The organism is Shewanella sp. N2AIL (assembly GCF_022690845.1).
GTDB lineage: Bacteria > Pseudomonadota > Gammaproteobacteria > Enterobacterales > Shewanellaceae > Shewanella > Shewanella baltica.
In genome coordinates this window covers 1-204 of record NZ_JALBYT010000156.1, presented here as the reverse complement: position 1 = coordinate 204, position 204 = coordinate 1, and the positions used below count along the sequence as shown (strand labels likewise).

Genomic DNA, 204 nt, shown 5'->3' with positions numbered 1-204 from the left:
TTTCGCCTTCAGCCAGATATTGCACGTCGGCGTTATCGACGTTGTAAGTCCAGTTGCCCGCCGCATCGATAGTCAGGCTGCCGAGTGCGCCATTGCTAGCAACGCCGTTGCCCGCTTGGAATACCGCCTGGCCGCTGTCGGCATCGGTAATGGTTAAGGTGCCGCTGTCAGTCAGAACTGGATCGGTGGCATCTTCAGTGACCG

At 58.3% G+C, this 204-nt stretch carries 1 protein-coding gene; it reads right to left on the bottom strand.

The annotated features are described in order from the left end of the window. Positions 1–204, bottom strand: a 204-nt coding sequence (locus tag MO387_RS21405) for a VCBS domain-containing protein (RefSeq protein WP_242326537.1), incomplete at both ends; no start/stop codon positions are given.